The 20,826-nt window shown below is 57.4% G+C and carries 14 protein-coding genes and 2 pseudogenes; 10 read left to right on the plus strand and 6 right to left on the minus strand.

The window, feature by feature from the left end; genetic code table 11:
* Window positions 1-93: 93 nt before the first annotated feature.
* Window positions 94-414 (minus strand): oxidoreductase, encoded by a 321-nt coding sequence (locus tag RM96_RS08320; RefSeq protein WP_152624066.1) that lies wholly within the window; start codon window positions 412-414, stop codon window positions 94-96.
* 338 nt (window positions 415-752) lie between these two features.
* Here RM96_RS08320 and RM96_RS08325 point away from each other — a divergent pair, with 338 nt between their 5' ends.
* Window positions 753-1,502 (plus strand): SDR family NAD(P)-dependent oxidoreductase, encoded by a 750-nt coding sequence (locus RM96_RS08325; protein WP_039009635.1) that lies wholly within the window; start codon window positions 753-755, stop codon window positions 1,500-1,502.
* Window positions 1,503-2,122: 620 nt separating this feature from the next.
* On the opposite strand, the pseudogene RM96_RS08330 reads toward RM96_RS08325, so the two are convergent.
* Window positions 2,123-3,305, minus strand: a pseudogene (locus RM96_RS08330) (IS3 family transposase).
* 1,065 nt (window positions 3,306-4,370) lie between these two features.
* Between RM96_RS08330 and RM96_RS08340 the strand changes: the two are divergent.
* Entirely contained in the window at window positions 4,371-5,300 is a 930-nt protein-coding gene (locus tag RM96_RS08340) for a LysR family transcriptional regulator (RefSeq protein ID WP_039009637.1), read from the plus strand.
* A gap of 496 nt (window positions 5,301-5,796) precedes the next feature.
* On the opposite strand, the gene RM96_RS08345 is transcribed toward RM96_RS08340, so the two are convergent.
* Together RM96_RS08345 and RM96_RS08350 are read right to left on the minus strand one after the other, a co-directional pair.
* Complete coding sequence (locus RM96_RS08345) at window positions 5,797-6,717, minus strand: LysR family transcriptional regulator (protein ID WP_039009639.1); 921 nt, start codon at window positions 6,715-6,717, stop codon at window positions 5,797-5,799.
* A 53-nt stretch (window positions 6,718-6,770) separates the two neighbouring features.
* A pseudogene (locus tag RM96_RS08350) lies at window positions 6,771-7,286 on the minus strand (transposase); the annotation flags it as partial.
* 543 nt (window positions 7,287-7,829) lie between these two features.
* Here RM96_RS08350 and RM96_RS36880 point away from each other — a divergent pair.
* The 6 genes from RM96_RS36880 (at window position 7,830) to RM96_RS08375 (ending at window position 17,680) form a co-directional block, all read left to right on the plus strand.
* The gene (locus tag RM96_RS36880) at window positions 7,830-8,720 is read left to right on the plus strand and encodes a SphA family protein (RefSeq protein WP_193752414.1); all 891 of its coding nucleotides are present in this window, start codon (window positions 7,830-7,832) and stop codon (window positions 8,718-8,720) included.
* A 537-nt stretch (window positions 8,721-9,257) separates the two neighbouring features.
* The gene (locus tag RM96_RS08355; protein ID WP_052279391.1) at window positions 9,258-11,258 is read left to right on the plus strand and encodes a sigma-54-dependent Fis family transcriptional regulator; all 2,001 of its coding nucleotides are present in this window, start codon (window positions 9,258-9,260) and stop codon (window positions 11,256-11,258) included.
* A gap of 867 nt (window positions 11,259-12,125) precedes the next feature.
* Window positions 12,126-13,025 carry an SMP-30/gluconolactonase/LRE family protein gene (locus tag RM96_RS08360; RefSeq protein ID WP_039009641.1) on the plus strand — a complete coding sequence of 300 codons (900 nt, stop codon included), beginning with the start codon at window positions 12,126-12,128 and terminating at the stop codon, window positions 13,023-13,025.
* A gap of 39 nt (window positions 13,026-13,064) precedes the next feature.
* Window positions 13,065-14,693: a flavin-containing monooxygenase gene (locus tag RM96_RS08365; RefSeq protein ID WP_039009644.1), complete on the plus strand. Its 1,629-nt coding sequence runs from the start codon at window positions 13,065-13,067 to the stop codon at window positions 14,691-14,693.
* Between the two features lie 229 nt (window positions 14,694-14,922).
* Entirely contained in the window at window positions 14,923-16,077 is a 1,155-nt protein-coding gene (locus RM96_RS08370; RefSeq protein WP_039009645.1) for an iron-containing alcohol dehydrogenase, read from the plus strand.
* A 166-nt stretch (window positions 16,078-16,243) separates the two neighbouring features.
* Window positions 16,244-17,680, plus strand: coding sequence for an aldehyde dehydrogenase family protein (locus RM96_RS08375; protein WP_039009660.1), 1,437 nt, complete (start codon window positions 16,244-16,246; stop codon window positions 17,678-17,680).
* A 146-nt stretch (window positions 17,681-17,826) separates the two neighbouring features.
* Here RM96_RS08375 and RM96_RS36885 read toward each other — a convergent pair whose 3' ends face one another.
* Window positions 17,827-18,060, minus strand: coding sequence for a gamma-glutamylcyclotransferase (locus RM96_RS36885; RefSeq protein WP_338011404.1), 234 nt, complete (start codon window positions 18,058-18,060; stop codon window positions 17,827-17,829).
* On the opposite strand from RM96_RS36885, the gene RM96_RS08380 reads away from it, so the two are divergent.
* Window positions 18,036-18,365 carry a LysR family transcriptional regulator gene (locus tag RM96_RS08380; RefSeq protein ID WP_039009650.1) on the plus strand — a complete coding sequence of 110 codons (330 nt, stop codon included), beginning with the start codon at window positions 18,036-18,038 and terminating at the stop codon, window positions 18,363-18,365. The two genes, RM96_RS36885 and RM96_RS08380, sit on opposite strands and share 25 nt — an antisense overlap.
* 555 nt (window positions 18,366-18,920) lie before the next feature.
* Window positions 18,921-19,895, plus strand: a complete 975-nt coding sequence (locus RM96_RS08385) for an IS5 family transposase (RefSeq protein WP_039009661.1) — start codon at window positions 18,921-18,923, stop codon at window positions 19,893-19,895.
* Window positions 19,896-20,056: 161 nt separating this feature from the next.
* Here RM96_RS08385 and RM96_RS39880 read toward each other — a convergent pair.
* On the minus strand, window positions 20,057-20,826 hold a 770-nt coding region (locus RM96_RS39880; RefSeq protein ID WP_238587158.1), incomplete at its 5' end, for a hypothetical protein.

Here is a 20,826-nt window from a genome sequence, read left to right on the forward strand (position 1 = left end):
GGGCAACTCGCACTCGCTCTCTCCACGCTGTGTCGCAGTAGCGCATTGGAGACGCCGAATTCATATAAGTTCTATCAAGAACGGAACACTACACTAGTGCACTTCCAGCGCACGCGGCATGACCAACTCGGCCTCGGCGATGTTACCTTCCTGGTCCCGAATCGCGGCGTGCTCCAGCGAGAGTAGTTCCGACGGGGCGACCGGAGTCTCACCCCCTGTGTTCGCTGGATGTGCCTGGCGACCGGCGTGCCACATCTGAAGGAAGATTCGCGCCCCCTTCGCATGAACTGCCTCGATCACACGCTTCCATCCAGCCACATGGGCTTCAGTAGCGCGTCGGGGCGAAGCGGGATTCAGGAGGAGGCCAGGTTGTGCCCTGCGGAGGTTCGAACTGCACAAACCCCCCGCGGTCATTCCTGGGGGGAATGGATGTTATTCGCCATCGGCGCCTACCGACAAAAATCGCGTTACCCCAAAATAGATCGCGATACGGTTGAGGACGTGGTTCCGTGTCACCGCGACACGCTTCCAACGCTCGTGCTAAGAATCCCTCCCTTTGTGTGCATCGGCGGTAGCCCGAGCCAAACGCGTTACCGAAAGAATCGGCATGAGTGATAGGCGGCCCTGATATTGCGATGCTCACGGGACGGCATGTCGCCCCAGGAGCTGGCGCCGCGTGACCGCGATGTCTCCCGGCCGGTACCGCGAGTGCAGTCCTCGTCTAAATTGAGTCGCTTTTTAAGGAAATTACCATGAGCAGGTTATTGAACAAGACGGCAGTCATCACCGGCGGCAACAGCGGTATCGGTCTCGCGACGGCAAAGCGATTTGTCGAAGAAGGCGCGTATGTCTTCATCGTTGGTCGCCGCCAAGAGGAGCTCGATCGGGCGGCCGCAGAAATAGGCCGCAACGTCACGGCAATCAGGGCTGATGTGACGAAGCTTGACGAGCTCGACCGACTTTACGCGATTGTGCGCGAGCAACGCGGAAGCATCGACGTGCTCTTCGCGAACTCCGGTGCTATTGAGCATAAGACGCTTGAAGAAATTACCCCAGAACACTACGACAAGACGTTTGATGTAAACGTCCGTGGGTTAATCTTTACCGTACAGAAAGCGCTCCCGCTCCTAACCGGCCAAAGCAGCGTGATCTTGACAAGTTCGGTGGCAGGCGTGCTCGGCATTCAAGCGCATGACACTTATAGTGCCGCTAAGGCCGCAGTGCGGTCGCTCGCGAGGACGTGGACCATCGAACTGAAAGGACGCGGCATCCGTGTCAACGTAGTCAGCCCGGGGGCAATCGACACGCCGATTATCGAGAGCCAGGTCACGACCCCAGAGGCCGCCGACGAACTGCGTGCCAAGTTTGCCGCAGCGACCCCGCTAGGACGTATCGGACGGCCGGATGAGTTGGCCGCGGCGGTCTTGTTCCTTGCCTCAGACGAAAGCAGCTACGTGGCTGGTATTGAACTCTTTGTGGACGGTGGGTTGGCCCAAGTCTAGGCGCAACCAATCTTGACGTGGCGGCTACGTCGGTCAATCCCAACAGCCAGGCTTGATTCCCTAGTCGCCAGGAAGACGTGAAGGTCCCCCTTTCCCACAGGAAACCGCGCCTTCAACCATGAGGCCAAAATCCCGGGTTGCACGATTCACGTGCGCAACGTGCCAGCGGATGTAAGTAATAGATGCGTACGCCCATGCAATACATCCATGAGATGGTAACCGATCTCGATTCCAAGCATCCCGGTGGTCCTGATGTATTGGTACCTACCCTGCGTCCGGTTCCTACGTGGCCCCCCGCGAACTGCTAATTCGGCAGCGGGCAGCAGGCGTCAGTGGCCCAGAGGTATTCCAACGCAAAAGGCTGTAAGTCCCCCCTCTTGGCACCAGCGACATTCCGAGACTGGAGGTCGCTGGAGAGGTGGCTGAGATCGGCCGCGGCGTTACTAAGCTCAAGGCCGGCGACCTTGCCTGTGCGCTCATTGCTCGCTGACGCCTTGCATACAACGTGCGGCGGACCACTTGGTCGCAGCGCTGTACCCAACAATTGCGCTGCGATGGCGCCTAAGTGCGGCTAACAAAACTGAACTTCCCTCTGTATTTCGCCTTCCAGAGGCCGCCGGTTATGCAGCCGCATCCTCGGCCTGTTGAGCTTTGAGCCAGTTTTGCAGGAACTGAACCGGCGATACAAAGCCCAGCGATGAATGACGGCGACTGCGGTTATGGAACACTTCGATGTATTCGAACAAGTCCGCCATTGCTTCCTGGTGGGTTCGGTAGCGCGTGGCGTGTACCTGCTCGTTCTTCAGGCTATTGAAGAAGCTCTCCGTAGGGGCGTTGTCCCAACAATTGCCTTTGCGGCTCATTGAGCAGCGCACGCCATATTCCGCCAGCTTGCGCTGGGAGTCCTGACTGGCATACTGGGCTGCCGCGGTCCGAGTGATGCATCGCGTCGGGCTCCGACCTGCGTCGGAACCACGCCATTGTCAGCGCGTCCGTCACGATGTCCGCCGTCATGCGCGGCTTGATCGACCAACCGACGACTTCCCGGTTGAACAGGTCCAGCACTACCGCCAGATACAGCCAGCCCTCGTCGGTCCAGATGTAAGTGATGTCCGAGGTGAACACCTGGTTCGGCGCCGTTGGTGTGAAGCTGCGTGCCAGTAGATTCTCTGCAAACCGGCAGCTTGTGCTTCGAGTCCGTCGTCACCTTGTAGCGCCGTTTGCGCCGGGCCCGGATGCCGTTGTCGCGCATGAGTCGCTCAACCCGCTCCTTGCTGGCCGGAAACCCGCGCGAGCGGATCTCCGCCGTCATGCGCGGCGAGCCATAGGCGCCCTTGACCTCCGCGTGAATGGTCCGGATCAACGCCAGCAACTTCCCGTCACTCAGGCGCCGGCGCTGCAGCGTGCCGCCGCGTTTCCATGCTCGATAGCCGTTCAGACTGACAGACAGGACCTCACACAGCGCCAACAACGGATAGTGTCGGCGCTGCGATTCAATGCAGGCGAACTTCACAGGAGGTCCATCGCGAACGCGCCGCCGCTTCTTTTGCGATTTCAAGTTCCATCTGCAGGCGCTTGTTCTCAGCTCTGAGGCGCGACAACTCCATCTGTTCTGGCGTGACCGGCTTCGCCCCGGCACCGCCCAGCTTGCCGGCTTCTGCAGCCTTGATCCAGTTGCGCAGCGTCTGCTCCGACATGCCCAGTTCGCGGGCCACGGTGCTCACCCCCTGTCCGTCCTTCACCCGTTGCACGGCACCAGCCTTGAACTCCGCCGTGTAACGCTTGCTTTGGCATCTTGAACATCTCTACTTTCCTTCCTTTGGGTCGAGTCTACACACGAGCTGCTGGAAGGCGAAATTTCAGGGGACCCTCAGACATACGCGGCGTCAAGCCGCGATATATCCGATCCCATCGTCCACGATGCCGTACAACGTGATGCTGCTTTGGGCACAAACCATTGCAGGGAGAAGCGACATGGCAACGATGTCAGCTAGGCGGTTCTAGGCGGTCGTTCACCTTAACAGTCCTCCCTTGTTTCGATCTCATGCGGCCTTTGCAACAGGCTTTCGCGTGTACCACCGGATGGACAACCGATCTCACACGAAGGGGGCGCACTGACGACGCCTCCCGCCTTTTCTTTTCCGCCTAAACAAACCTCAGGGAGTATTCTGTACCTCTAATCCAAGACCTCTCGACGCGCGCTCGATGGATTCTGACGGAAACCGATACGGTTCAGATCGCAGAAAGTTGGGCTGAGAATCCTCGGAGATTCTGTCCGCAGCCTCCACACGACGCGGCACGGATTGTGGGTCGCCTCAAAACAAAATCCCGCGGCCGCTCGGTATAAGCAAGAGCGTACTTCGAAGGTTCCTGGCGCGGCGGGGGCGACATCTCGCCCTTGCACCATATTCCTATTGCGTGCAATAGGTCTGTGATGCGCCCCGCGCGCGATTAACACCGAGATCAATGGTGCCCGCGACAAACTGCCGACGAACTAGCCCATAGACCCCACGACGCTTTGCAGGCAGGGGAGAACACACCGAGCGTCGCTTATCCAGATCCGCTCTCCGCGCATGCGGAATGCGCTGAGCGTGGGCCGGATCGGTGTGTCACTTGAATTCTAGAAGGCCTTTTCGACAGATACAACATACAAAGGTATGGGACCAAAAGCCGCATTAATTGAAGATACGCCGCTCTCGACGGTGACGCGATTCAGAATTGACCACGAGGCAATTGGTCGATACCAACGAGTATTAGCCACAAGATAAGCGAAGCGACTATGCTTCCAACTGAGGCCTGTCCGCCCGATTTGTTTACAAGCTGGCGGCGGCTCATCCCTTCGCTTGGGGACAGACTGGAGGAACCACAGTGGACCGACTGACGGTAATGGAGATCTTTGTCAGGGTAGTCGAGACGGGGTCTTTCTCGACCGCTGCGCGGTCAATGGGAGTCGTACAACCCACTGTTTCCAAGGCGATTGCCGCCTTAGAGCAACGCCTATCTGTTCGGTTGCTGCTTCGTTCAACTCGGGGACTGGCACCCACCAGCGCGGGAGACGCCTTCTACCAATACGCCAAGCGTATCGTTTCAGACGTCGAAACGGCCGAACACTTCGCCTATAGGGAAGGCGCCCATTTGACCGGGAGGATTCGCATCAATGCGGACGTGACGTTTGCGAGACTACACATTTTTCCGGCAATTGGGCGCTTTTTGGATAAGCATCCGCAATTGTCGCTCGACGTGATTCTTGGCGATCGAAACTTGGACCCGCTTGAGGATGGAGCTGACGTCGCGCTCCGAATTGGCTCACTAGTCAATTCGGGGCTTATTGCGCGAAAGCTGGGGCAGGCGCGCCGCCTCGTGGTTGGCGCGCCTGGGTACTTCGATGTGTCCGGAATACCGACTATTCCGACTCAGCTCACGTCCCATGACTTCATTGTTTCAAGCCACAGCGGAGACAGTCGAGTTTGGACCTTTCGCAAGGCTGACGAGGAGATGTCCCTGTCGCTTTCTGGCCGCCTGTCGGTAAACGCAGCGGAGGGCGTGCGGGAGGCTGTTCTCGCCCGCGCCGGGCTTGCAGTAGTCTCGGAATGGACGTTTATGAGAGAACTCCAGAGCGGCCTGGTCCGCCCAGTGCTGGAAGACTGGCATCTCCCACCTTGTGAGTTGTGGGCCGTGATGCCGGCGGGCCGCATGGCGAGCGCTAAAGCCCGTGCCTTCATTGAGTTTGTCCAGGACACTCTAGGACTACCGAATGCGACCAATACCCCAGAGAATATTCGGTCGCTGAAGACGTGACTTCCATTACGACGCCATCCATTGTGGACACCCGCCATGGGAACTTCACTCCGTGTGGACGATATCAGGAACGGACCTCGACCGCACAAGAGCGAGGGCTCGATGGATCCGCCACTGGCTAGCCAAGGTCGCTACGTTCACCACCAAAGCAGTGCAGCTTTTTTGCACGCTAAAGCAGTACCAGCGGTCGAATCGGCACGTGGCACCACCGCAGAAGCCTACGCTCAGGTCAAGCTGGTGACAGGCGGTAGCGTCCCAACCTTGTTCGCGGCGCTGGGTTACGCGGCACCTGCTGCCACTCGTGGCGTTACCGAATGCAGAAGGTGGCGACTCCTCCCGGGCGTATCGAACCAATTCATTCCTGCAGCTCGAGCCGTGCGCCCGTCGCCGATCAGACGCCTGCGGATCTACATCAACATCAGGATCCGCCTGATCGACGTCACCTAAAAAAGTGTGCCCCCATCGCACACTCCGGCATCTAATCTAAGCGGATAACCTAGGCATTCCCGAACTGCTTACTCACGAACTCAGCAAACGCCCTTACCTTCGCTGAATGGTGCCGCTGCTGCGGGCTGACGAGGTGAATCGGCATGGGTACCGCTTCCCAGTCCGGCAATAGCCGTCGCAGCTCCCCACCTGCGAGTTCCTCGTCGAACAGCCAGGTCGGTGAATAGCCGATCCCCATTCCCGCCAACAGCGATGCGCGCATAACCTCACTGCTGTTTGTCTGCAGATTGCCGTGCACGCGTACCGCCCGCGTCGTGCCAGTTGGTTCTGCCGATCCTGGCCCGGCAGTGAAGGTCCACGTATTTCGCGATACGGTTTCCGTATACACGATGCAATTGTGCGCGGAGAGGTCGTCCGGAACTTGCGGCGGCTTCAATCCCCGCGGGAGACTGCGCAGGTATTTACGATGTGCCACAAGCATCCGATGAGTAGTACCAACGCGCCTCGCTATCAGACTGCTGTCCGATAGCTCTCCAATGCGCACGGCTACATCGATGCCAAGCTCGACGAGATCGATGAAGCCATCGTGCAGCCGAAGGTCAATCTTTACATTGCCGTGTTCTGCAAGGAACGCCTGCACGAGGGGCAGAAGCTTGCGCCGACCAAAGCCCACCGATGCGGCCACCCGTAACCAACCAGTAAGTTGCTGCTCCCCGGTGCGCAACGCACCTTCCGCCTCGGCGATTTCCTCGACCAGTCGGCGTACCTGCTCGAAGTAGCGCTCACCTTCGTCGGTAAGCGCGAGTGATCGCGTTGTGCGTGTCAGCAACTTAGCGCCAAGGTCGGCCTCGAGCGCCGCAACCTGCTTGCTAATGGCGCCTTGCGTAACGTCGGCCTCGTGGGCGACTGCCGAAAAGCTTCCCGCTTCCACCACGCGCACGAATGTCCGCATCGCCTGGAGCTTGTCCATATCTATTCCTGTCAGGAATTAGCTATATGAGCATACACCATCCCAATCTTTCCGACGGAGTTAAGGAATGTCTGCATACGTCCACGCAAGGCAGTCAATACTCGGGACCGCAATTTCACTGCTGGCAAAGACTTGCCGCCGTCGATGGCGACCAGGGCCTGTGAGAACAACTTAAGATCTCGGCACAGAACGACGAAACGATGGCAGACATTGCGAATGCCGGTGCTGTTATCCCGGCGGAAGTCTGCAATCGCCTTGAAGTCCGGCGCCAGTCGACCGGTAAGCCACATCAGCTCTATATTGCGTTGGCATTCGCGCTCCAGACGGCGGCTGGACTGGACCCGGTTGAGGTAGCCATAGATGTATATCTTCAAGAGGACGGCAGGATGATATGAAGGGCGACCTGTAGTCGAGGGATTGGCACCTTCGAACCCGAGCGACTCGAGATTCAGTTCTTCAACAAACGCGTCGATTATCCTGGTGGGGTTGTCCTCGGCGATGAAATCATCGAGGCATTCTGGAAGCAGTGAAGCTTGCTTGCGGTCTTCTCCCTCTATGAATCGCTTCATCCGGCCCCCCATTCTGAATGCGTTGATCCAGTCTAGGTGATCGAGACGTTTTCACACACCCTCGATCCGTAGCAGGCAGACACTGCACTCTCATGCTGTTCTCGGACATGCGTCCTATACATCCGTCCGATTATCAGACACTTATTGATCGACTGTACCGATCGAGGGATGCAGTGCTAATGGAAGGCCACGCCGGATCCACTGCGGCGGCACCTCACTACGATCGATAGGAAATTTCCGCTATCTACCGATGGCATGACTGTTGCATAGCGTGTAATGCAACGAAGTCGCACGGGTAAAGCTTGAGCGAAAGTATTCTCGGGATCGTTGTCACGCCCTCACTTCGAAAAATGAAATTCTAACTAACGTAACAATCCGCAAGTGTTGGGATGAAGTCCGGGGAATGGAATCATGAGGCTATGCAATTTGATGGCCGCATCAACTCTTACTTTCGCTTCGACCACGAATAATTACTTATCAAGAGAAGGAGACATTTTGTACAAGTCGTTGAGAATAATTCCTCGCCTAGTTTTGGCGGGATGCGTGACTATCGGCTTTTCCTCGAAATCGAGCTATGCGACGGAAACCTGGGCAAATACACTTCCCGCCATTAACCAAGGATTGGTACACGGCGCCTTGCCTCCGCCGGGAACATATGGAGTATATAATAGCTATTGGGCGTCTTTTAGTGGATACGACAACCACGGAAAAGCGAACGGCACAAAGCTGGATGCGTACATTCAAGTTCCAATCTTGTTTTGGGTGCCGGGATACAAAATCTTAGGTGCCAACTATGCTGCTGCGATCGCGCTCCCATTCGACTACACCAATTTTAAGATGGCGGGCGCGTCAGCGCTTTCAAACAATGGTCACTGGGGGATGTTCAATGCCATTGTGGAACCCGTTATCTTGTCATGGGACCTGGGCAACAATTTATATGTAAAGGCAGGGCTTGCCGTTGCGGTAGATAATGCAAGCTCTTCAGCCGGCCATCCGCCATCTGGGAACGGCGCTCCGTCGGGAAACGGCTATTGGAGTCTGGAGCCAGAATTTGGAATTAGCTGGTTAAATGACGGCTGGAACGTCAGCGCGAATATTCAATATGGATACAACTTCATAAACTCAACAACCGACTACAAAAGTGGGCAGCAAATTTCGGGAACTTATACTATAACGAAGACACTCGGTAAGTGGACGCTTGGTGTCGGGGCCTACTCAATCAATCAGATCACTGCAGATACAGGAGCCGGTGCCGTGGCTGCTGGGTGTCCCGGCAACGGTGGCTGTAGACTTGAGTCATATGGCGCCGGTCCGTTGATTGGATACCAGTTCGGAGGTGTCAACCTCGTGGTCAACTACACAAGAAGTATCTACACAAGGAATTATGTCGGGGGAAACATTGTCAATGCTAGGCTGATCATTCCATTTGACTGATTTAAATTCGAGATATTTTGATTCGGCGGGAGACGACGGCCCTTCCAGTCGCGAACGGGAATAGGCCGCCCCACACAGCCCCTTGCCGTAAGCGCTGACGGTTACTCGGGTTGCCTGGAGAGCGCTTTTTCAGGTGCCCCCAAACTTTCTCGCCGACTTTTGATGTCTTTGAGTTCTAACCGATGACGAGTTTCCCATAAAGCAACCGGTTGAAGTGGAGCCGCTACAACAACCCGCACAACGGAAAAGCGGTTGTGGGAGCACAGTTGGCGGGCTTTTGCGGCACCTTGGGCGGGCTGCCGCCAACGCGGATCATCTTCGGGTTTACGACTGTTGCTGACGCTTGTTGCCCCTGTCACCGTGCGCAATGGTAGAGGGCCATCTGCCCGTTTCAGCTTGGGAACCAGCCCTACGAGATCGTCTAATTCCAGATATTGAACGGCTAGCGTAGAGGTGACAGCAAAAAAGAGCGGGAAGGCTGAAAAGCGAGACAACCGCCGGCGAGCGGCCAGAGGCCACCGCAAAAAAGGAAGAGTGATGCGATTGGATGTGCTTGGAACTGAGGCTTTTTTGCCTGATTATTCCCACCGCGTGATGTCCGCTTGGGAAAGCTTCGTGGTGGAGGGCAACTGCGAGAATCGGCAGGTGAGAGACGTAATCTTATCGTCCTGGGAGCGATGCCGCGCAGGCCAAGTGCTCCCGACGGTGGAAGAGGCGCCTTTGGCCGCTAGCGGCGACGACCTGCTACGACTGCAGATGGAGCACCGCGATTTGCTGGGCGTCACGCGTGGCGTCGTCGAATCGCTCGAAGGGGTGCTGAATCAGTCCCGTAGTGTTCTGCTTGTGACGGACCCGCAGGGCGTGATCCTTAACGCATACGGTAACCCAGCCACCATAGATTCCGGCGCGGAGCATCATATCGCGCCGGGTGGCCATTGGGGCGAACACATGAGCGGAACCAATGCGATTGGCACTGCAATTGCGGCGGGTAGTCCAGTGCAGGTTCATGCACTCGAGCATTACTGCGAAGGCGTGAAGACCTGGACGTGCTCGGCAGCGCTCGTGCGAGGTGCTCGTGGCGGCGATATTCTCGGCGCTATCGACATCTCAGGTTTTGATGACACATTCAATGTCCACAGCCTTGGACTCGCGATCTCGATCGCGACCCAGATCGAGGCGATTCTCAAAGGAAATGAGGCGCGCGACACGATCAAATTGCTCGAATGGTGCAGTTCCGAAACGGCAGCGTGGCATGGCGATGGTTTCGTCGTCCTAGACGGCAAGGGGCGCGTCGTCAGCGCAAACAAGCATTCGCCCGAATTGCTGGAAAAACTGGGGATTTCGCAACTAATGGTACTGGGGCAGCCGTTGCCCGGCGCGCCGCGTGGCACCAATCAGCGGGCGGCGGGCTTGCCGTCTTGGGTCAGGCCGGAATGGGTACAGCCTGTCAATATTGATGGCAGAATTTTTGGTTCGCTAGTGGCCATTCCAAGCCGCCCGTTGCGCCCTACGCCGGCTACTGTCAAGCGACTTCCGATACAGAGCGCCCAACCGCCCGCAAAGGGTTTCGAGAATATCGTGGGCCACAGCGAAGCGGTGAGCTCGGCTGTTGACCGTGCCAGGAGGCTTGCGCGGGGAACGCTCCCGGTATTGCTTCTCGGGGAAACCGGCGTGGGAAAAGAAGAGTTCGCAAAGGCCATTCACGACTGCTCGCCGGTTAGCAACGGGCCGTTTATCGCGGTCAATTGCGGTGCGTTTGCGCGCGACCTTATCGCCAGCGAACTGTTTGGTTATGCCGATGGAGCGTTTACCGGAGCTGTGAAAGGTGGGCGTCGCGGCAAATTCGAGGAGGCTGATGGGGGAACGTTATTTCTGGATGAAATCGGTGAGTTGCCTGTCGACGTCCAACCCCATATGCTCAGGGTGCTTCAAGACGGCATCGTGACGCGAATCGGTGAGAGTCGCCAGCGTGAGGTGAAAGTTCGCGTCATCTCGGCAACTAACCGGAATCTCCGCGCAGTGATCGGGGACGGGCGGTTTCGGGAGGACCTCTATTACCGTCTGGCGGTTGCGACGTTGAGCCTGCCCCCATTGCGGGCTCGGCATTGCGACATACCACTGCTTGCACAGCACTTCGTCGAGCGATTCGCACAGCGATCGGCAACGCCGGCGAAGATGATCAGCGCCGAGTTGCTTCAAGCGCTAAGTCGTTATTCCTGGCCAGGCAACATCCGCGAACTGAAGAACACGGTGGAAAGCATGTGCCAGCTTGCTGACGGCGGCGATATGCTTGGCCTGGACGATCTGCCGTTCGAATATCAAGGGCAGGAAAACGAGCTTGAAAAGCCTAAATTGAGTGGGCTGCGGGCGCGGGAACGCGAAGCAATCGTCGCCGCCATCGACGAGCATCGAGGCAACTTGCGGCAGGCTGCGCAAAGTCTCGGCATTGCCCGGAGTACGCTGTACCTCAAAATGCGTGCGTATGGAATACGTCGCTCGTTCATTACTGACGAAGACTTGCAGGCGTCAGCGCCGTGAATCACATTCCGTCATCTTCGGGTGCGAGCACGGCTGGAGAGGCGTAAGCGATTCCTTTAGAACACGGACGGCGTGATGCCGTTCCCGCCAGCCTGCTGGCCGTCACAAGGTGTGACGGCCAATTCCAGATCCGCGATCGGTCGATAGCAGCTTCCAGACTCCGCAAAATCATGCGTCGACTCTGTAGCGATGGCTAGACCATGCCTTTTTAACAGGGCACAGTGTTAAAAGGTTAAAAGGCTAAAAGGCGAAAAGGCTAAAAGGCGTAGTCAATCCAAATAATAAATTTCAGATGTTGAGGCGCACGGCGTATTCCCTTCGCGCCCGCTGCTCCTCAAGTCCTTTCCTCTTCTCGCCTTCTTCGCGTTTCTTCCCAACCGCGGGTTCCATTTCGAAGCCCATTGCCGATCGGACATGTATCGGACATCCGTCCGAACGACCGACATCGCCAAGTCAAGCCGCGTTGCGACAAAAATAGCCGGCTAAAACCTGTTAGTCCAGTTTATTCAATGGCTTAGGTCAATATTGCAGCGCACCAAACAAAACATGGTACAGGAGTTGCGTTGATAGAAACGGCCCTGGCACCATCCGGTTCCTGGTCTTTGAGGAGGGCCCGGGTAGGTGCGATTAGAGAACCGATCTACACGTCGTTATTCGCGGACAGATGTATCGCGAGTTCCATTAGGGAGGGTTGCGACTTGTTGAAGATATAAAGAGAGGAATCTCGTGGTTATTGGAAAATAGTAGCACCAATAATCCGACGGAAGTTGTGGTGAAGAAGTGGCGGCTTATTGGTGGTTTAAATTGAATGTAACGTAGAAATCGGATCTTTCTTACGCTGACTAAGAAGGCAGGAGACGGTAAAAAATGATAAAGCGCGATATCAAAGTCGTAGCAAACGGCTTTCATTATCTGGAGGGCCCGCGTTGGCACAATGGCACGCTGTGGTTCGTAGATTTTTATACCTATGGCGTGTATCGCGTGGAGCCTGATGGTTTGGTCAAAAAAATCGCTCATATCGAGCACCAACCGTCGGGCTTGGGTTGGTTGCCCGATGGACGCATGCTCGTGGTGTCCATGAAAGACCGCAAGGTCATGCGCCAGGAGAACGATGGCAGCTTCGTCGTGCATGCGGACATCTGGGATTACTGCGGTGGCCACGCCAATGACATGGTTGTTGCGCCGAACGGCGACGCCTATGTAGGTAACTTCGGCTTCGACCTGATGGGTGGCGCCGGCCACCGGAACACAGGACTGGTGCTGGTACGCCCAGATGGCAGCGCCCAAAAGGTTGCTGACGGACTCGCTTTTCCGAACGGTACAGTCGTGACACCCGACGGCAAGAAGCTCATCGTCAACGAACTCTTTGGCAACAAGATCTCGCAGTTCGACATCAAGCCCGATGGCACCCTTGGGGCTAGCCGAGACTTTGCCAATTTCGGCGATCTTGGGGACGAGCCAGATTCGGGGGTGCGGCTGCAGCGAGCCAAGATCATCCCCGACGGCCTGGCTCTGGATGCCGAAGGCGCGGTCTGGATTGCCGACACCATCAACAGGCGTGCGCTACGTATCGCCGAAGGCGGCGGGATCCTGGATGAAGTGAATATCGCACCGGAAGGGGTTTTCGCCGTGGCGCTCGGCGGCGAGGACGGCAAGACCTTGTTCATGTGTGCGGCACCAGACTGGGACGAAGGCGCACGCAAGGCTGCCCGCGAAGGCCGAATGCTATCCACCCGAGTTGACGTGCCTCATGCCGGCACGCCTTAAAGACCGCCTTTTCCAACGCACTCACAAAGGAAGAAAATCATGACTGCTCGAGGTCACCAAAATAATTCCATTAACGACAAGCTGGACGTGCTGCTGATCGGCGCTGGATTCACTGGTCTGTACCAGCTCTACCAACTGCGTAAACGTGGTTACAGGGTGCATCTGATCGATGCGGGAAAAGACGTTGGGGGCATCTGGCACTGGAACTGCTACCCCGGCGCACGCGTCGATTCCCATTATCAGATCTATCAATACTCGATGCCCGAACTATGGCAGGAGTATGAATGGAAGGAGGCCTACCCCGATTGGGCTCAGATGCAGGACTATTTCTACTTCGTGGACAAAAAGTTGAGCCTCAGCAAGGACATAACGTTCAACACTCGAGTGCAATCCGCGGAATGGGACGAAGCCGCACGCGAGTGGACGGTCCGTTGCGTAGGTCACCAACCGGTTAAAGCGCGGTTCGTCATCGCCAATCTGGGCTTCGGCGCCAAGCCTTTCACCCCGAAGTTCGAAGGCATCGATCGGTTTAAGGGGGAGTTCTATCACACGGGTCTGTGGCCCCAAGAAGGTGTCAAGCTTGCAGGGAAGCGCGTAGCCGTGATCGGCACTGGAGCTAGCGGCGTGCAGGTCGCACAAGAGGCTGCGCTCGATGCCGCCACGGTAACGGTGTTCCAGCGTACGCCCAACTTGGCGTTGCAGATGCAACAAAAGCAGTTGACGCCCGAGGACAACGCCACGGAACGGCCGAACCTGCCGGCCGCATTCGAACGGCGCGGCCAATGCTTTGGGGGATTTGACTTCGATTTTGTCCCTCAAAACGCCGTTGACGTGACGGAGGAGCAACGCAACGAAACCTATGAAAAGCTGTGGAATGCCGGCGGCTTTCGATTCTGGCTGGGCAACTTTCAAGACACTGTGTTCGACCAGGAGTCAAACGACCATGCCTATGCCTTTTGGCGCAGGAAGGTGCACGCGCGTGTGAAAGACCCGAAGGTGGCGGAGAAGCTGGCGCCGGCCAAGGCACCTCACCCCTTTGGTACGAAGCGCCCGTCGCTCGAGCAGTGGTATTACGAGATTTTCAACCAAGACAACGTCAAGCTCGTTGACATGAAGGAGACCCCGATCCTGCATTTTACCGAGCGGGGCATCGTCACCGCCGAAGGGGAGATGGAGTTCGACGTGGTTGCAGTGGCCACAGGCTTCGACGCGGTGACCGGCGGTCTTACAAGTGTCGATTTTCGTAGCACCGACGGTCAGAACTTCAAGCAAAAGTGGGCCAACGGTGTGCGCACGCACCTTGGTGTGGCCACGCAAGGTTTTCCCAACCTGCTGTTCGGCTACGGTCCGCAATCGCCCTGTGGGTTCTGTAACGGCCCAACCAGCGCCGAATACCAGGGAAACCTTCTTGTGGATCTGATGGACTACATGCGTGCCCAAAACATCACACGAATCGAAGCCGAGCCGGAAGCGCAGGAAACTTGGCGCGACCTGATCGCTGGCTTTTGGGCGACTACGCTATTCCCGCTCGCCAACTCTTGGTACACGGGCGTGAACATCCCGGGCAAGGTGGTTGAGAGTCTGAATTTCCCGCTTGGCTTGCCTACTTACTTGGCCAAAGTAAAAGAAAGCGCAGACAACGGATACGCTGGATTCAAGTTGGATTGACCTTGGGCTTTCGGGCTAAGGCCCCACACCATCGCAACCGGGAGGGGCCTGGCTATCGGCGCTGCCCGCAGGTCCATCGATGAAAGATAGGGTACCCAATATCCACGGCATGCCTTCTCTTTCTGATTCCGATATTCGGTCTATGCAATAACCGTGAGTGTTGATGCGTCCGTTGTGATGCCAATCGGCGCTCACTGAAACGGAACCCCGGCACAGAGAAGTGAATGCCATGAATTCATTTAATTTTGAAACTACACGACGCATCATTTGCCAGCGCGGCGCTTGCTCCAGTCTGGGTGGACTGGCTCGTGGCATGGGCATTCGCCGCGCCTTTCTCGTCACAGATGAGGGATTGCACCGCACAGGTTTGACGGCGCTGGCCATCGAGTCGCTCCAGAAGCAGAATGTTGAGGTCACCCTCTGCATCGACGTATTGGCAGACCCGCCAGAGGAAACGATTGGGGCCGCAGCGGCCAAGGCACGCGAGGCTCGAGTTGATGGTGTCATCGGCTTCGGCGGCGGCAGTTCCCTGGACACCGCCAAACTGGTGGCCTTACTCGTCCAAACGCCGCAGGAAATGAACCGCATCTATGGCGTGGGACTGGCTCAAGGACCGCGCCTTCCTCTCATTCAAATCCCGACCACAGCCGGTACAGGCTCTGAAGTCACGCCCATCTCTGTCGTGACCACGCCTACTGACGAGAAGAAGCCAGTGGTCTCCTCGCTCCTGCTGCCGGACGTGGCCTTGTTGGATCCGGAGCTCACGATTGGGTTACCGCCGGCTGTAACGGCTGCAACGGGCATAGACGCGATGGTGCACGCTATAGAAGCCCTCACCACGCATCTGAAGCAGAACGAGTTGTCGAACATGCTTGCGATCAAAGCGGTGCAGATGATTTTCAAGAATCTACTGCCCGCCGTGACGGATGGACAAGATATCGAGGCACGAGAGCGGATGCTGCTTGCGTCCTTGTACGCAGGCATGGCGTTTTCCAATGCATCAGTTGGGGCGGTGCATGCATTTGCATATCCCTTGGGCGTACGCTTTCATGTGCCGCATGGCTTGTCGAATTCCTTGATGCTTCCGCATATTTTGCGATTCAACCTCGAAGCAGGGGAAGCCACGTATGCCCAACTGGGCCGCGCCATCCGCTCTGAGCTTTCCACCGCATCGGACAAGGTGGCCGCCAAGGCCTTTGTCGATTCCATCTGCGACCTAGTGTCCCAAATGCCCTACGCGCAGCGCTTGCGGGATGTAGGTGTCAAGATGACGGATGTGTCCGTTCTGACCGCTGACGTGCTCAAGATCCAGCGACTGCTCGCGCATAACCCCAAGGAAATCACGCCTGAGGACGCCTTGGCTCTGTACACAGGGGCGTTTTGAGCGCCATTCAGAATACCTGGAGTGCGGTCCAGAGGCCCAGTGCATTGGGCCTTTGCGGGCTTCCGGGTCTAGTTTTCTGATCCGTTCGCTGCGGTTGGAAAACTGCGCCTGTGGTTACCTGTGCAGCGACTAATCAACACAGAAAAGAGCAGACAGAATGATGAGCATTCACCAAAACTACGTTGGCGGGGAATGGGTTGACAGTGACGCTTCAGCGGAGAACATCAACCCCTCGGATATCTCCGACGTAGTGGGCGTCTATGCGCGGGCGGATGCCAGCCAAGCGCGGGCGGCCATTGATGCGGCGTATGATGCGCGTGGGGCATGGGCCGGCTGGACTGCTGAACAACGAGCCGACGCACTGGATCGCATCGGCACCGAAATCCTGGCGCGCGCGCAGGAGTTAGGCACGCTCCTGTCCCGCGAAGAGGGTAAGACCTTGCCAGAGGGCATCGGTGAAGCCGCGCGTGCCGGACGCATTTTCAAGTTTTTTGCGGCTGAGGCTTTACGCATCCAAGGGGAGATTCTTCCCTCCATTCGCAATGGTGTGGGTATTGAGGTAACTCGCGAACCCGAGGGTGTCGTGGGCATCATCACACCATGGAACTTCCCGATTGCAATTCCGGCGTGGAAAATCGCGCCGGCGCTGGCCTATGGCAACACCGTGGTATTCAAGCCTGCGGATTTGGTGCCAGGCAGTGCCTGGGCCCTGACAGAGATCATCGCTCGAGTGGGTGATTTGCCTTCCGGTGTGTTTAACCTCGTCATGGGGCCTGGTTCGAAGGTCGGACACGCGTTGATCAGCGCGCCTAAAGTTCGCGCGATTAGTTTCACGGGTTCCGTGGAAACTGGCCGCCAAGTGGGGCTGTCGTGCATGCAGCGCGGCGCCAAAGTGCAATTGGAAATGGGGGGCAAGAATCCCTTGGTTATCCTCAACGATGCCGATCTAACGACGGCAGTCAACGTCGCTATTCAAGGGTCCTTCTACTCCACAGGACAGCGCTGCACGGGATCAAGCCGTTTGATTGTCGAGGCCGGCATTCACGAGGCCTTTGTGTCGGCAATGAAGGAGAGGATGGCAACCCTGCGTGTCGACAATGCCCTGAAACCCGGCTCGGACATTGGCCCGGTGGTCTCCGAGGCGCAGCTTGCTCAAGACCTTTCCTACATCAAGCTCGGCACGGCCGAGGGCGGGCATCTTGCCTGCGGCGGCGAATTGCTCAACCGGGAGTCAAAGGGCTATTACCTCTCGCCGGCTCTAGTCACAGAAACAGACAATACCATGCGTATCAACCGGGAGGAGGTGTTCGGCCCAGTCGCTTCCGTTATCCGCGTCAGCAGTTATGACGAGGCGTTACACGTTGCGAACGACACCAAGTTTGGACTCTCTTCGGGCATATGCACCGCCTCATTGAAATACGCGACCGACTTCAAGCGCCGGTCAACTGCGGGCATGGTGATGGTGAATGTACCGACCGCTGGTGTTGACTATCACGCCCCCTTTGGTGGTCGTAAGGGCTCAAGCTATGGCGCGCGTGAGCAAGGCACCTATGCTCGCGAGTTCTACACTGCGGTCAAAACGGCATATACCGCAGCGGGTTGACCGACGAGCGGGAAACTCTCTCCTGGATAGGCGGGAGTGCCAAAGCTGTTCAGCAGGTAGCGAAACCTCTCCTTGATCACGCGGTGATCGTGCGGATTTGTGCGATTGAGCGGCGCGAAATTCTGTTTTTCGCGCCGTCAATTCTCCTAAATTATCAGCGCTAGCTCATTCTCGGAAAGTCGGAACGCCACACCTTCCGTTCGTCCGCCGGATTCTAAGGCGAGCATTCGACCCGGCTTGTCATGCTGACCGCGGCCAGCAATTATGCGGATGCAAAAGCTACGGTGCCATCCGTGAAGAACCGCGCGTTCCTTAGCCTCAAACTTGAACGGAGGGTTCCATATCAGAGAGCCGTATGCAAACAGCCAAACTGGTGTCACTTTCCATGGACAAGCTACTTTTGATGTGCGTATTTGCGAGAATCGTTGAGCTCGGCGGCTTCACACGTGCAGAATCACTCGGGATAACCAAGTCGACGGTTTCACGCGGGATGCAGGTGCTAGAGGACCGCCTTGGCGTCAAGCTCGTCCACCGAACAACGCGGAATACGAGCGTGACGAGGGAGGGTGCGATGTACTACGAACGTTGCTCGCGCATCTTTGCAAGTATCGAAGAAGCGGAGCGCCATATTGGTGTGAGGCGGCTTCAGGGGGGTAATGGTGGCAGCGCTTCCGAGGTGGAATAGCTGTCGGTCCGCCGGCGACCCAGCGATGCCTATCTTCCGCCCTGTGGCAACCAATTCCGGAGCCACAGAAGATGCCCACGGGCGTCGCTGTCGCAATGGCGTCGAGCCAAATGAAGCTGTTCACGGCAAAGAAGCTCAAAGCGAAGATTACGCTCTTTGCCGACGGCAGCGTGGGACCGGCCTCCGCGGCGCAGCTCCCTACAAGCTGCTAACCACCTTTTGCGCCTTTCAGCAGGTATTCGGGGCCGGCTTTGGCCTGAAGACGCAGAAGATGCTCGTTGCGCGCGCAGGCGGACGAGATTGTCAATCTCCGCACAACCAGCGGGAGGATGCGTGCTGGTCGCCGGTTTGGCCCGCGTACTGTTACGAGCCCAGTCAACGCGGCCCGCTTAACAGGCCGCTGAGGTGCTCACCGCGCAAGCGATGAGACTTCCCCCGCAAGGCCGTATGCATTCTTCCACCAGGAGGGCCTCGAATCTAAGGCAATGCTGATTTAGTCCTCCGGTTCGTGAGAGTAAGCGTTATCTGAAGAATCACGAGTGCGAAGAGATGAACATGCAGCAGATGACGTTGGCGGCGGGTGCAGATCAAGGGGCGGGATTCGAGCAATACCGTAAGCCAACGCGACGTGAGGCATTTCTGGCGACGATGGAGACGATCGTGCCGTGGGCGGCATTGTGCGCCGTGATCGAGCCGTACTATCCGAAGGCGGGCAACGGCCGGCCGCCTATTGGCCTGGAACGGATGCTACGCATCCACTTTTTGCAGCACTGGTTCAACCTAGCGGATCTGGCCTGCGAAGAGGCGCTGTATGACAGCGCCAGCCTGCGCCGCTTCGTTGGGATTGATCTGGGTCGTGAACCGGTGCCGGACGCCACCACGCTGCTGAAGTTTCGCCGGTTACTGGAGAAGCACCAGCTTGCCGAGCGGCTGTTCGCTGAGGTTGGCCGGGTCCTCCAAACCAACGGTGTAAAGCTGAAGACTGGCACCATTGTGGATGCCACCATCATCGGCGCACCGAGTTCGACGAAGAATGAAGAGAAGTCGCGCGACCCGGAGATGCACCAGACTCGCAAAGGGAAGCAATGGTACTTCGGCATGAAGCTCCACATTGGCGTGGACAGTCAGACCGGGTTGGCCCATTCGGCAGTCGTAACGCCAGCCCATGTTCATGACAAGCATGCGCTGCCCCAGCTATTGCATGGGCAGGAGCAGCGAGTCTATGGCGATAGCGCCTACGCCAGTCAGCAGGCGCTGATCGCGTCCAAGGCGCCCCGCGCCAAGGACTTCACCAATCAGCGTACGCGCAAGAACGGGCAGATTGACGAGGTGCAACGTGGGAAGAACCGCAACAAATCGAAGATCCGTGCTCGGGTCGAGCATGTCTTTGCCGTAGTCAAACGCCTGTGGGGCTTCACCAAAGTACGCTACCGTGGCTTGAAGAAGAATGCCGGCCGGGCCTTCACGGCCCTGGCGCTGGCCAATCTATACCTCAGCCGAGGGCATTTGATGGGAGCAGTCCGTCCGTAAAGGGCGAATGTGGGGCAAGTGCTCCGCCAACACGCCCCATTTGGGGATGCGGCAGGAAAAATTCTCGTCATCAGAGCGGATTTTTCCGACCGAACACATTCTTATCAGTCTGAACGCACCAATTCACGCGGCTTGTTCAGCATAGCCCTAAGGGAACGGCGCTACTTCGGCGAGAGAGCGACGGCCTGGCCATGCAAGCCGGGACGGTGCACGGCGACTCCCTCAAACTGGCCCGACTCGTAATCAAAGATTACCACTGTGTCTCGCGCCGTACAGTAGAGTTCTCCGCGTGGGCCAAATCGCAGGCCTCGCGGCCGTTGAAAGGGAACGTCAGCTGGCGGATCAAAGACGCGGACGAACTTGCCACTTGTGCCGTCGTATTCCCTTACCGACGCAACGGCGTTTGGTGAACCGAATGGAAACTCGCTGGAAACCAAGACATTGCCGGTGGGACCCACAGCCAGGTCCAGAGGGCTGACCTCGTCATCATCGATGAGCGGGCGGGCCATCTGGGACTGCTGCAGGTCAAATACGACAATTGTGTTTTGACCCACTCCATTCGGGCCAATGCCGGAGGAGAGAAATAGGCGGCCGTCCGCCCCGAAGCCGAAACCCCGCGGAAACGGTACGACGCTATCTTGGAGGAGCTTTACCGGATCGTCGGTTAGGTTCGGATCGAACGCCGCGATTGTCTTATGCGACCGTAGGCCGACGTAGTAGCGGCCGTCAGGTCCGAACACTCCGCCTCCTGGATTTAGACCTGGGATCTTGCCGCTATCGAGTCTGACCTCGCCACGGCGATCCACTGCGAGTATGCGGTCGTCGCCGCTATTCAGGTAAAGGAGGGTCCCAGCTGGGTTCCAGCTCATCCCTCTTGGGTCCACAATGCGCGCGTCGTTTGAGAAGACGCCCAGAGCAGCGCCTTTCGCGG

Origin of the sequence: Cupriavidus sp. IDO (assembly GCF_000812465.1) — a bacterium.
In the GTDB taxonomy this organism is placed as follows: Bacteria; Pseudomonadota; Gammaproteobacteria; order Burkholderiales; family Burkholderiaceae; genus Cupriavidus.

Coding starts and splice junctions, on each gene's coding strand:
- RM96_RS08320 (WP_152624066.1), bottom strand. CDS start 414: ATGACCGCGGGGGGTTTGTGCAGTTCGAACCTCCGCAGGGCACAACCT.
- RM96_RS08325 (WP_039009635.1), top strand. CDS start 753: ATGAGCAGGTTATTGAACAAGACGGCAGTCATCACCGGCGGCAACAGC.
- RM96_RS08345 (WP_039009639.1), bottom strand. CDS start 6,717: ATGGACAAGCTCCAGGCGATGCGGACATTCGTGCGCGTGGTGGAAGCG.
- RM96_RS08355 (WP_052279391.1), top strand. CDS start 9,258: ATGCGATTGGATGTGCTTGGAACTGAGGCTTTTTTGCCTGATTATTCC.
- RM96_RS08360 (WP_039009641.1), top strand. CDS start 12,126: ATGATAAAGCGCGATATCAAAGTCGTAGCAAACGGCTTTCATTATCTG.
- RM96_RS08365 (WP_039009644.1), top strand. CDS start 13,065: ATGACTGCTCGAGGTCACCAAAATAATTCCATTAACGACAAGCTGGAC.
- RM96_RS08370 (WP_039009645.1), top strand. CDS start 14,923: ATGAATTCATTTAATTTTGAAACTACACGACGCATCATTTGCCAGCGC.
- RM96_RS08380 (WP_039009650.1), top strand. CDS start 18,036: ATGCAAACAGCCAAACTGGTGTCACTTTCCATGGACAAGCTACTTTTG.
- RM96_RS08385 (WP_039009661.1), top strand. CDS start 18,921: ATGCAGCAGATGACGTTGGCGGCGGGTGCAGATCAAGGGGCGGGATTC.